Genomic DNA, 12,225 nt, shown 5'->3' with positions numbered 1-12,225 from the left:
TAGAACCACATGACTTCGCGTTGTACACCGTCTGGGATTGGCGGTTAATGTCCAAAAGAACATTGATAGTCGGAGCCGGCTTGGCTGGTCTTTCGCTAGCGGAAATAATGATCCGTGAAGGGCGGCAGGTCACAGTTTACGAGGCGCGTTCGCGTGCTGGCGGCCGTATCAAGACCCACGTGGATGGATGTGGCTACTATGATCTGGGCCCGGCTTGGTTTTGGGACGGTCAACCGCGGATCGATGCTTTGATCCGGCGATTTGGACTAACCAAATTTGAACAGTTTTCCGAGGGCATGGTCGCGTTTGAAGATCAAAACGGGCGCGTTCAGCACGGCCGGGGCATCGCATCCATGGCTGGCTCTTGGAGGTTGGAAGGTGGGCTAGACGCACTGGTTCAATCGTTTGTTCAAGAGCTTCCTAAAGGAAGCCTACAATTGAACACCTTAGTCAAAGGTCTCAATTTTGGAAAAGACGGCGTAACACTATCACTCGAGAACCATGAGGATGTCTTCGGAACCGACGTCGTTTTAGCTTTGCCGCCACGTATTGCACAGCAACTGCACTTCACGCCCGAACTTCCGCAAAGTGCAATATCAACATTGAGTGCGATACCGACCTGGATGGCCGGTCAGGCGAAAGTTATCGCCCTTTTTGAACGGCCTTTCTGGAGAGATTTGGGGTTGTCGGGCGATGCCATGAGCCACTATGGGCCACTCGCTGAGATTCACGATGCGTCCCCGATGAAGGGGGGAAAGGGTGCTTTGTTCGGATTTGTCGGAATTCCTCACACTGCGAGGGGCGACATAAGTCAACTTAGAGTAAATGCGACGATGCAGCTTGTTCGGTTATTCGGAAAAGATGCTGCAAACCCAGTTGAGTTTATTGTCAAAGATTGGGCCAGAGATAGCCTCACGACACGCGACGCCGATCTTGCACCACTTTACCACCATCCTCGCTATGGCCTTCCACCAGAATTGATCGGCCTATACGATAGTCGCCTGAAATTTGGTGGCACGGAGTTCGCCGCGACGTTCGGCGGATATCTTGAGGGTGCTCTGGAAGCTGCGGAATCAGTTTGGAAAGAAATCAAACAGAGTGAAAGATCTGGAACCCAATTTTCTGTCTCAAGCGAAAACCAATAATTGCTGGGAACAGGGTGTTTGGAATTCGCAGGGCGCTAGCCAGGTTCGCCGTCAGAAAGAGTGAGAATTGCGCCCTTGACCCGACTGCAATTGCGGATTGAAGTAGGCAACGAGGCAATATTAGTGTCGACCTGACTTGAGGCAGGCGGTCGCGAAACAGGATGTAGGGACGGAGCGCTTAGCGGACCGGTGGAAGTACTTCAACGCAGACTCACGCAAGTTTCGGCCAGCAATGCGCGAATAGTGGCAGCAGTCCGCGACGAAGGCATTGATCATGTCTTCGTTCAGTTTGATCCCGGGCCAACGTCAGAAATCGAGGTCGGTCAGTTTGACGTGCAGGATTCTCGTTCGATTGGAGGCGCTTATCGGTTTATTGGACGGCAGATCAATCCGAGTTCAACCCTTCATTTTCGATCAGGGTTAGAAAGCGCCAGCATCCCCTTCACCGAATGTGAAACCGAACTATTTTCGGGACTAAACACAGCGATTTCTGTTCGTGGCATAGAGCCTGCGGAGCAAGTTCAGGAATGGCTTGAGTTTCTCGCTTCGCAGCATGACCTGCAAGCAGCATTGATTATCGATACAAGCGGGCCTGAACCTGATCACCAGTTCAAAGAAAGCTTGGCCAAAAAGAAGATCAGCGGCATTGAAAGGGTGGTTATTCTTACGTCAAACGAGCCACTTGGGCGGCGCGATCTTGGTGATGCATCGAATCCAATATTCGCACCCGACACACCAGGCAAAGAAGGTCTTACCGTCCCAAGGCCCGCGCCATGGGTGTCACCATTTGATGCAGGTTATATCTATGACATTGCGAGGCAATGGTTTCTTCAAGGTGCCCGGGCCGTCACCAATATTGATGTCTCTGATTTGTTGGCACCGGATCTTCAGAGTATCTTCGATCGCGCGGTAGAGTTTCAGGGAAACTATGTCAGCTTGGTCGGCCAACGCATATTTCCTTGGCGTTTGCGTAAAAATTGCTATCCAACTTTTGGCGATCACATCTGCCAGCGCTTTGATGGAACAACGGGGCATCCGCGGTGGTGCCACGCACCTGCTGAATTCCAGCCCGACATCATTTGGCGACAGGCGTAGATTGCGGGCACTCAACCCAATGAAACCACTCAATATTACCGGTGCATGGCACTCAGACATCCTAATGTTCAAGTATCTGAGATTGTTCCTAAGACCAGCCTCGTAGAAGTTCCAGAATTGGTCGACCTTGCCAAAAAATACTTTCATCAAAGGCCCGTCCGCTCTCCCAAAAAAGAGGCGGTTCGCGAGACTTCCGGCAACAAAACCACCATCGTAACAACAATGAAGAATGAAGGACCCTTCATATTGGAGTGGCTCGCCTATCATCGTGCCATCGGTGTCGATGGATTTCTGATTTATACGAATGACTGCGATGACGGCACAGATAACCTATTGCAATTGTTGGACGAACATCGCGTCGTCACTCACCGAGACAACCCATATCACGGCTCTGGTTTAAAGCCGCAACACGCAGCTTTGCGCGCAGCTGATCACGAGAACCTCGTCAGGAATGGTGATTGGCTAATTTGTATGGATGTTGATGAGTTCATCAACGTACACGCAGGACAGGGTCGGTTGAGCGATCTGTATGATGCCGTTGACTGCGCAAATATGATTTCGCTGAACTGGCGGCTGTTTGGGAATGCTGATCAACACCAGTACCACGATGCATTGATGACCGAGCTGTTTAGCCGTTGTGCCCCCGAGTTCATTCGAAAACCGCATCAGGCATGGGGATTCAAAACGCTTTTCCGGAATACCGGTATTTTCCGAAAACTCGGTGTTCATCGACCAAAAGGCTTGAAGCCCCATCTGTTGGACGAAATTAACTGGGTGAACGGTTCCGGCAAACCCTTACCGCCAGAGATGTATCGCAACGCCTGGCGCTCAACAAAATCGACCTATGGGTATGAGTTGGCAACGTTGAACCACTATGCGGTACGCTCTGCCGAAAGCTTCCTGGTGAAAAGAGAGCGCGGGCGAGTAAACCACGTGGACCGGGATCAAGGACTTTCCTACTGGTTTCGCATGAACAACAACGCAATCGAAGAAGCCTCGATAAAACGCATGCTGCCGTTGCTACGCGCCGAACTTGCAGCTCTACACTCGTTGGACGGAGTGTCCGAAGCACATGCCTATTCCGTTCAACGCCACAGAGCCAAGATCGCTGACTTGAAGGCCCGACCCGACTACTCTGTAAGCGTTGCTTCAGCCTTTGAAGTTCCACGGTAGCAGCTGGTCAATGTCCTTTTGTTTATGGCCGTTGACGATGGCTGAGAGGACGCCGGTCAGGTAGTTGTGCGGCTCAACGCCATTCAATTTGCATGTCTCAATGAGCGACGCGAGCATGGCCCAGTTTTGGGCACCAGCGTCGTGACCGGCAAAGAGCGCGTTCTTTCTTTGCAGGGCGATGGGGCGGATTGTGCGCTCGACGGCGTTGCTATCCATCTCGATGCGGCCATCTTTCAAGAACAGGATCAGCCCGTCCCAGTATTTGGCAATGTATTTGAGCGCCTCTCCGGTCGGGGACTTTGCGGACACCTGTGATCTGGCCTGATCCAGCCAGGTTTTGAATGCCGTTATCTTGGGCGCGCTTTTGGTTTGGCGCAAAGCCAGACGCTCATTCGCAGACGTGCCACGCGCCTGCGCTTCGATCCGATAGAGAGCCGCGATTTGCTTGAGACCCTCCTCGGCGATGGGGGCGACATTGTTGTGGGTGAGCTCGTATAACTTGCGACGGGCGTGTGCCCAGCAATAGGCCAGCCCTATTGGTTGGTTGTCACGCAGATCAAGCACGCGGTTGTATCCGGCATAGCCGTCGACCTGCAGAATGCCAGTAAAGCCCTGCAATATATCTGATGCGTATTTGCCGGAACGTCCTGGCATATAGGTAAAGGCCACGCCGGGCGGTTCCGGCCCATTCCATGCACGGTCATCGCGAGCCAATGCCCAGAAATATCCCTTCTTGGTCTTGCCGCTTCCCGGATTGAGGACCGGCGCGGGCGTCTCATCCATAACAGCTTTGAACTTGTTTTGAGATGGTCCAGCAGCGCGTCATGAACAGGCTTCAATTCATGGGCGGCCTTGCCGACCCAGAATGCCAAGGTGGAACGATCAATATCGACGCCCTGACGCGCATAGATTTGGCTTTGGCGATACAATGGCAAGTGATCAGCATACTTCGAGACGATCACGCTGGCGATGGTTGCTTCGGTTGGCATACCGCCTTCGATCAGGCGCGCCTTTGCGGGTGCCTGGGTAATCCCGGCCTCACAAGACCGGCAAGCATACTTGGGACGGCGGGTTACAAGGACACGGAACTGGGCAGGTACGATGTCCAGCCGTTCACTGACATCTTCGCCGATGATGTGGCGTTCGTTTCCACAGCTACAGGTGACGTCCGGTGCAATGATCTCTTCGATGCGCGGCAAGTGCTTTGGCAGGACACCACGCCCTTTGACTGACTTTGCCGCGCCTGATGTCTTGGGTGGATCAATTGCTTCATCTTCCGCATGGACGACGGCCATGGCCGTTTCGATATCTTCCAACGCGAGGTGATATTGGTCAGGGTGGCCCTTCTCGGACTTCGCGCCATAGAGCGCGCGTTTGAAGTCGGCGAGCAGCTTCTCAAGGCGAATGATGCGATCTTCTTTACGCGTGTTGCGCTCTTCTGAGGCTATCAAAAGGGCCTGCAAAGTAGCAACATCAGTGGGAAGATCAGCAGCAGAAGTCATACCTGTGATCTATCAAAATCAGGGACGATCCACCCGTGCAAAGCGCCACCTGAGTCACTCTGCCGCAGCTGGTGGGCGAGTCTCTAATGCCGTCACACGACGCCAATCCAGGCCCGCAAACAAGGCTTCAAATTGCGCAGCGTCCAGCCGTAAAACACCGTCTTTGATGGCGGGCCATTTGAACGTGTTCTGTTCAAGCCGTTTGTACGCCATCACCAAGCCCGTGCCGTCCCACCAGATCATCTTGAGCCGATCCGCGCGTTTGGCGCGGAATACATAGACCGCACCGTCAAAGGGCTTCTTCTTTAAGTGGCTCTGCACCAGTGCGGCCAACCCATCGTGGCCTTTCCGGAAGTCCACAGGTTTGGTCGCAACAAAGATTTGTACACCGTGCGACGGGTGGATCACAGCGCAGCCGCAATCTCGGCAATCCGCACGGCAGGGGTGTCGGCGGCTAAGCGGATCGTCACGCCGCCTTTAAGCACATCAACACTGGTCAAATTGATAGCTGGGGTTGGAACCACCTCAACGGGCTTAGCCTCTTCAATCTGAACCGGCGCAAAATCCATGCCATCTAAGTTGGGTAAAACAAGCTTGCCTGCCCGCGCCATACGCCGCCAATCTGAAACGCTACTGGGGATTAGGCCATATCGCTTGGCCACCCCATTCACAGTCGCGCCCTCGATCAGCGTTTCTGCGACTATCCGTGCCTTCAGCTCCAAAGGCCAACGGCGCTTGCCATCTGAACCCCGCGGTATTCTTGCGAGAAACTCGTTCACAACTTCCATGTAGAAACGCCCTTCAAATCTATGAAGGGACGGAATCGCATATCAACACGCCATGGGAAATGTGGGGTCTAAGCCGCGCTTACACTACTCTGCATTTTACGACCAACTCACCAGCCCCAGAATGGAAACTTTGTCGCGCATGCATCACCACTTTGGTCGTGAAGTCTTTGGCAGCGGTCCCGACGTTGTTCCTGATGAAGTTGTTCGCCTTGATCACCCGGACGGGTTCGTTTTCACTCCGTAGGGCCAATAGACGACCGTCAATCGCTCAGTCCGCGACTTCCAGAATGTTATTCCGAAGCTCTTCGTATTCGGGCATTTGACGCAGATCTCGAATACGGTTTTTGTACCAATGAACGGAATGAGAATGCAGTGCGGCCAGTTCTTTGTCTTGTAGGAGCGTTTGCATTTCTTCGCGGGTCTGACCGACAGACCGTAATATGGACTGGTCGCTCTGGCCGCCCAGGTTCATCTTTTGCCAATAATCGAAACCCATAACTTGTCTAAAATGATTCACCCTACCTCGATCTTTTTTGACGAGGTAAGCGTCGACCGAACGTGTGGCATAATGGTTTACTTGCGCAACGTCGTAACCAAAATCCACCTCTGGACGCGTCATGACTTTGGGATCTGATATGCGCCGACCGGTCGGCGAAAGCCATTTGATATCAGCCAGTTGGGCCTCGGAGTAAATGGGGCCGTGGGTACCGAAGCGTTCTACGAATTCGCTGGGCTTGAAAAGTGACTTAGCGAAACGCCGAATATGGCCGCCCTGATCCAGATCGCGCTCGGCGTCGTGGGACATCTCGATGACCAGACCCTCATCAAAATCCACAAGTCCGTCGTTGGAAAAGAGCCGCCAAGTTATTGGGATGACGTCCGCATCCGGCACCGCATCCAGAAGATCGTCCACACGCCCGTCGCCAACTTTGATGTTCAGGAATTCATCAACGTCAGAAACAAATATCCAATCGGCGGACAGGACAAGTGGGTGCGAACGAGCGTGTTTTAGGGCGGATTTTTGCGGCCCCCTGCGGAGCACTCGGTTTCGTTCGTGTTTGACGACTCCAAGTTGCTCCAACCGATCCAGGATGGCATCGGTTCCGTCAGAACAATCATTCGTAAAGACAAGAAATTGATTAAATCCAATTGCGCGGTGAAATGCGGTCCATTCAAGGATAAATGGTCCCTCGTTCTTCATCGAAGTGATAATTAACTTTTTGCTTCGATCACCATCGGCCCCGACTTTTATGGCGGGCGCATGTTTCGCCTGAGATGCCAATAACGGCGCATTGACGAATGCCTTATCGAGCGCTTTTTCTACAGATAACTCTGCGCGCAATGGGATTTCCTGGCTGACGGATCGATCAACCTTCCAACTGGTGCTGATCTGACGACAGTGCCACATTACAAAATCAGGATCGACGGGATCAGATCGTCCCCCAATGAAATGAGTTAACCATTGTCGCCCCTTTTGCGGGCCTTGTGGAACAACACACCATTTTCGATTTGCTTTTGGTTTTCCCGTCATGCTGACAAAACGGTGATCGCGGTGACGGAAAAAACCATCGTTGTCTGATTGCGTTGCATAGACCCAAACAGCATCCGCACGCACGTAGCCATCTTGGTTAGCAACCGTTGCATCAAACACTGACTGGCCTGACTTCGAGTGGAATAACTCGTCAATATCAACATTCAAGACGGCACGCGCCTGGCCCAAAAACCTGCGTCGGCAAAGCTCGGCCATGGATCGCTGCAAGAAAAGTGATGCGTAATTTACTTTGCTTTCCGCTCTGGGGCCGAAAGGATATCGCGCGCGTAGAATTGCCGCCTGCTCAAGACCTGCCATATCGCCGATTGCGTCTCTCAATTCGCTCGGCGAGTAGTCTGTTGATCCGTTGTCGGTCAGAATGACCGACGTCGCTCCGTGTTCGTTGATGTAATAGTGAAGCCAGTCTTGAATCCATTCCAACCGATTATTCCGCGAGATCGAATAGATCGCGTTTGTCCCTGCAAATGTTTCAAGGTGGCTTTGCCCGATATTCATCATCCCCCCAAATTGAGCATGGGTGATGGATAGCGATCGCGGGATTTCGGGACCTGCCGCGAAAGCTATGACTGAGCATCTGGAGAGATTCTCAATACGAAGGGGTGCGCGAGTTTCGCCATCAATTAAAAACTCGGCAGTTTCCAACAATGCCTGAAAGTTCAAAAGTGGCGGTGCTAGCAGTAAGACCTCGCGAGAGGTCGGATCGAAAAAGCAATCATAGACGAGGGTATTGAAATCATATTGGTGGTCATAGTTTTCATCGTGATCACCGTCCTTGCCGAGCCGGTCGCGCCTCAGTTCAGGGTCCTCGCTGGGAAGGACCAGACCAGATAGTTCTATGTCGAAAACTCGTGGGCCCATTCACTTATTTTTCCTGCCTGCTAGGCATCAAGACTTTCGAACCTCTGCCGGTAGAATTTCAAAATACTGTTCGGGAAACTTCGCATTCAACTCGCCGCGCTCAACCAATATATCAAGACAGTGAATAACCAGATCATAGCTTTGGAACACGGCGTCAGCCAATAATGCCAAGTGCCCAATCGAACTGCTTTTTATCCTGTCAGGTTTCCTTAAATCTCGAACGAAGACTACATCTCCATCGATTGCCTGGGAACGAAGTGCCCGTGTGCGCAATCTGTCTTGGCAAGAATTCGCAATCATTTTGCCCTTGGTGAACAAAGCCTTGTGGTAGATTAATCCAAGCCGACCCAAAGCAGAAACTTGCCCGTCCAATAGTTGTTCATCACGATATAGCGGATAGTAACGAAGCTCGGTCACGACGGCCATGACGTCTTTAAGCAAGGTCGGGCCACTCTCGCAAATCATTACCTCGGCGCCCTGCACGTCAATTTTCAAAAGGTCTGGGTGTCGCAGTTCTGGTATATCATCCAATCTGTGAGTTTTTACTTCGAACTTGTCCAACAAGCGCGCTGCGCGTTTCGAACGGCCGAGAAACTCGATGCTTTCCATATCCAGTTCAAAAACCGACGAAAGCCCACTTTGACCGTAGATGTTGAAGTTCGCTGTGTTGCCGTCACCAACCGCGTATGGATGATATGTCTCTAACTCGCCTTTGCTGGCCTGTAGTTTTGCAAAGGCATCGGGTTGTGGTTCAAAACCTTGAACACTGCAAAGACCTGTCTTCAAAAGCGGTGTATAGACTGGTTCATCGAGCGGGTTCGCTCCAATATCCAGCACTTCAGTGCGCCGTCCCAACGCTAGTTCGGCGGCCATGTAGCGCCATCGTCGTTGGTGGGAGTCGGCAGCGGTCATGTAGGCCCCGCATTTGGGGTGCGGCTTGTGACTCTCGCCCAGACCTGTTGGCCATTTATTTGCATGCTGCTCATTGCCTGTTTCGTTGCAGGTCTTTTAATAGTTAACACCCGCAGTCATTCCGGAACAACACAGACTTACATCGGCCGAGGTGCGCTGCGTGCGATTGTTGCAAACCTGGTCAAGCAAATGCCTGTAGGCCGGTTTGGGCGCGACCAAGGATAAGTGCGTGGATGTCGTGGGTGCCTTCATAAGTATTAACCGCTTCAAGATTCATGACGTGGCGGATCACGCCATATTCGTCGCTCACTCCATTGCCCCCGTGCATGTCCCTAGCTTCACGGGCAATGGCCAAAGCCTTACCGCAGTTGTTTCTTTTCATAAGGCTAATGGTTTCTGCCGAAGCCGAATGCGCATCAAACATCCGCCCCAGTCTTAGGGCCCCCAAAAGTCCCAATGAGATATCGGTTTGCATATCGGCAAATTTCTTTTGGATAAGCTGGTTCGCCGCCAGTGGCTTGCCAAATTGCTTGCGTTCCAAAGTGTATGATCTTGCTGCATGCCAACAGGCTTCAGCGGCACCCATCGCCCCCCAAGCAATACCGAACCGTGCACGATTCAGACAACCGAATGGCCCTCCAAGCCCAGAGGCGTGCGGCAAAAGGTTTTCTTCAGGAACAAACACTTCGTCCATCTGGATCATGCCAGTGATCGAGGCACGAAAACTGAACTTGCCTTCGATCTTAGGTGCATCCAATCCTTCCATTCCTTTTTCAAGAATAAATCCCCGGATCTTTCCATCGTGCGCGTCGGATTTTGCCCAGACGATAAAAACATCGGCAATTGGAGAATTGGTTATCCAGTTTTTGGAACCGCTAAGGGTAAATCCGCCATCGACTTGTTTCGCCCTGGTAAGCATTCCGCCAGGGTCCGAACCGTGATCAGGCTCCGTCAATCCAAAGCACCCAACCCATTCACCAGTTGCTAACTTTGGCAAAAACTTCGCTCGTTGCGCGTCCGTGCCATAGGCAAAAATTGGATGCATGACCAAGCTGGACTGAACCGACATCGCAGATCTATATCCCGAATCCACTCTCTCGACAGCGCGCGCCACCAATCCATAAGAAACATATCCCGCACCCACGCCCCCAAACTGTTCAGGGATTGTGGGGCCAAGCAGCCCCATTTCACCCATCTCGGTCATGATTTCACGATCGAATTTTTCCTCGCGATTGGCCGCTATGACCCGAGTTGCAAGCCGGTCCTGACAGTATGCTTCGGCGGTGTCGCGGATCATACGCTCTTCTTCAGTCAGTTCCTGATCCATCAGAAACGGGTCTTCCCAAACCATCGCTGGCATTTTGGCGCGTGCCATTTCCGGTTTTATTTCAGCATCTTGTTCGGGCTGCGTGTGCATGTTCGTTTCCTTCCGAGCGGCCACTTAGAGTTTAGCTTTCGAGTAAATTGGCCAACTTTTTCCGCAAGTCTCATATCTGATCAAATTCTTCAGCGCAGAGTAATCATCTTGCAAGCGGAATGACCATCATTATTGGCCTCAAGTGTTTCCAGTCGGCGATTCAACTCGGACCGCCAAAGGCCATTTGCGGTTACTCTTGATCTATCGCGATCCATGCCCATCCAAATGGGGGAAGCTCGATGCGCTTTGCATCTATGTGCGCATTTGAAGGACCAATCAATTCACCCATTGCGGGTATTGAATAATGCATCGCCGCGTCGCAGAGGTTGAAGACACAGAGTAAAGTTTCCGCATCCGAGCGATTGAAAACCAACAATTGTTCGGAGATTTCCAAGAACTCGGTTTCTCCGGAACGAAGACAGTTGCTCTGAGCATAAAACCCAAGAACGGTGCGGTAGTGTACCAGCACTGAATTTGGATCATCTTCTTGTATGTTTACCGAGCGCAGTTCCTGCGCTGGTTTTATCGGCAACCAAGGGTCCTGCGAACTGAACCCGGCATTTGAGGCTGTAGAATCCCAGACCATTGGCGTGCGACAGCCATCGCGGCCCTTGTATTCGGGCCAGAATTTCAAACCAGGCGGATCTATGATCTCGGAATACTCCAGGTCAGTTTCAACTTGTCCAAGCTCTTCTCCTTGATACAGACATTTCGTGCCCTCAAGACTGACCATGAGTGCGATGGCCTGCTTTGCGACATCGTTTGCAAAGTTCTCGTTCCCCCAACGACCGGCATGGCGTTCGACATCATGATTTGAAAATGCCCAACAAGGCCATCCAACACTCGACCCATCAAAAAAACCGCCGACACATTTAGCAAAATGCTCAGGCGTGTAGTCCGGTCCCAACATTTCGAATGAATAGGCCATGTGAAGCCGGTTTTCGGCGGTGTAGTCCCGCATGATTTCGGCGCCGCGCCTACCCTCTCCTACTTCGCCGACCAGCATGCATCCAGGATAGCCATCGACGAGCGAACGCACCCGCTCGAGAAACTTCAGATTCTCTGGTTGGGTCTTGTCGAACTGGTGCCGCTGCACATTGTAAAGGTTTACCCAGTCGTCTTCGGTGGCCTCTGGTTCTGGTGGATTGTCGCGAAACTGAGGGTCGAAATACGGATAATTTATACTGTCCAAACGGAATCCATCCACACCGCGATCCAACCAAAATTGCATGCCATCGAGTGTCGCCTGAACAACTTCTTCGTTGTGGAAATTCAGCTGCGGTTGTGAGGACAAAAACGAGTGTAAGTAATATTGCTTCCGCCGTGGCTCCCAGGACCAGGCCGGGCCGCCAAAAACCGAAAGCCAATTATTTGGAGGGGTGCCGTCCTTTTTCGCATCCACCCATACATACCAATCCGATTTTGGACCTTCTTTCGCCGACCTGCTTTGAGCAAACCAGTCATGAACCTCGGCTGTATGGCTGGGTACTTGATCAATGATGACCTTCAAACCCAAAGCGTGGGATGCCGCCAGCATTTCGTCGAAATCTGCGAGGTCGCCGAACAATGGATCAACGTCAGTCGCGTCTGATATGTCGTAACCCATGTCGTTCATCGGGGATTTGAAGAACGGTGATAGCCAAATGACGTCGACACCGAGCGACGCAATATACGGCAATCGACGCGTGACGCCCGATAAATCACCTATTCCATCACCGTTGTCGTCTTGAAATGACCTGGGATAAACTTGGTAGATTACCGCGCTTTTCCACCATTCGCTCAT

The 12,225-nt window shown here is 52.1% G+C and carries 9 protein-coding genes and 1 pseudogene; 3 read left to right on the top strand and 7 right to left on the bottom strand.

Annotation, left to right across the window (positions count from 1 at the left end; genetic code table 11):
• Positions 1-47: 47 nt before the first annotated feature.
• From GKR98_03355 to GKR98_03345, 3 genes are all read left to right on the top strand, one after another.
• On the top strand, positions 48-1,145 hold the full coding sequence (locus tag GKR98_03355) for an NAD(P)-binding protein (GenBank protein QMU57327.1): 1,098 nt from the start codon (positions 48-50) through the stop codon (positions 1,143-1,145).
• 243 nt (positions 1,146-1,388) lie between these two features.
• The gene (locus tag GKR98_03350) at positions 1,389-2,240 is read left to right on the top strand and encodes a hypothetical protein (GenBank protein QMU57326.1); all 852 of its coding nucleotides are present in this window, start codon (positions 1,389-1,391) and stop codon (positions 2,238-2,240) included.
• 45 nt (positions 2,241-2,285) lie between these two features.
• On the top strand, positions 2,286-3,413 hold the full coding sequence (locus tag GKR98_03345; protein QMU57325.1) for a glycosyltransferase family 2 protein: 1,128 nt from the start codon (positions 2,286-2,288) through the stop codon (positions 3,411-3,413).
• On the opposite strand, the pseudogene GKR98_03340 reads toward GKR98_03345, so the two are convergent.
• The 7 genes and pseudogenes from GKR98_03340 to GKR98_03310 all read right to left on the bottom strand — a co-directional run bounded on the left by GKR98_03340 (position 3,390) and on the right by GKR98_03310 (position 12,225).
• Positions 3,390-4,915, bottom strand: a pseudogene (locus GKR98_03340) (IS66 family transposase). The gene GKR98_03345 and the pseudogene GKR98_03340 overlap by 24 nt on opposite strands.
• Before the next feature lie 54 nt (positions 4,916-4,969).
• The gene (tnpB, locus tag GKR98_03335; GenBank protein ID QMU57324.1) at positions 4,970-5,323 is read right to left on the bottom strand and encodes an IS66 family insertion sequence element accessory protein TnpB; all 354 of its coding nucleotides are present in this window, start codon (positions 5,321-5,323) and stop codon (positions 4,970-4,972) included.
• A complete protein-coding gene (locus GKR98_03330) occupies positions 5,320-5,703 on the bottom strand; it encodes a transposase (GenBank protein ID QMU57323.1) in 384 nt (127 codons plus the stop codon). The genes tnpB and GKR98_03330 overlap by 4 nt, the downstream gene beginning before the upstream one ends.
• 268 nt (positions 5,704-5,971) lie before the next feature.
• Positions 5,972-8,113: a hypothetical protein gene (locus GKR98_03325; protein QMU57322.1), complete on the bottom strand. Its 2,142-nt coding sequence runs from the start codon at positions 8,111-8,113 to the stop codon at positions 5,972-5,974.
• A gap of 27 nt (positions 8,114-8,140) precedes the next feature.
• Positions 8,141-9,025: an FkbM family methyltransferase gene (locus GKR98_03320; protein ID QMU57321.1), complete on the bottom strand. Its 885-nt coding sequence runs from the start codon at positions 9,023-9,025 to the stop codon at positions 8,141-8,143.
• 181 nt (positions 9,026-9,206) lie between these two features.
• Complete coding sequence (locus tag GKR98_03315) at positions 9,207-10,400, bottom strand: acyl-CoA dehydrogenase (GenBank protein QMU59949.1); 1,194 nt, start codon at positions 10,398-10,400, stop codon at positions 9,207-9,209.
• Between the two features lie 232 nt (positions 10,401-10,632).
• Positions 10,633-12,225, bottom strand: coding sequence for an alpha-glucosidase (locus GKR98_03310; GenBank protein QMU57320.1), 1,593 nt, complete (start codon positions 12,223-12,225; stop codon positions 10,633-10,635).

This window comes from Boseongicola sp. (assembly GCA_014075275.1).
Classification (GTDB): domain Bacteria; phylum Pseudomonadota; class Alphaproteobacteria; order Rhodobacterales; family Rhodobacteraceae.
This window is presented reverse-complemented; position numbering and strand designations above follow the sequence as displayed.

Excerpts from the sequence above, each read along its gene's own strand:
- GKR98_03315 (QMU59949.1), bottom strand. The coding sequence starts at position 10,400 with ATGGCACGCGCCAAAATGCCAGCGATGGTTTGGGAAGACCCGTTTCTG.
- GKR98_03320 (QMU57321.1), bottom strand. The coding sequence starts at position 9,025 with ATGACCGCTGCCGACTCCCACCAACGACGATGGCGCTACATGGCCGCC.
- GKR98_03325 (QMU57322.1), bottom strand. The coding sequence starts at position 8,113 with ATGGGCCCACGAGTTTTCGACATAGAACTATCTGGTCTGGTCCTTCCC.
- GKR98_03345 (QMU57325.1), top strand. The coding sequence starts at position 2,286 with ATGGCACTCAGACATCCTAATGTTCAAGTATCTGAGATTGTTCCTAAG.
- GKR98_03310 (QMU57320.1), bottom strand. The coding sequence starts at position 12,225 with ATGAGCGAATGGTGGAAAAGCGCGGTAATCTACCAAGTTTATCCCAGG.
- GKR98_03355 (QMU57327.1), top strand. The coding sequence starts at position 48 with ATGTCCAAAAGAACATTGATAGTCGGAGCCGGCTTGGCTGGTCTTTCG.
- GKR98_03330 (QMU57323.1), bottom strand. The coding sequence starts at position 5,703 with ATGGAAGTTGTGAACGAGTTTCTCGCAAGAATACCGCGGGGTTCAGAT.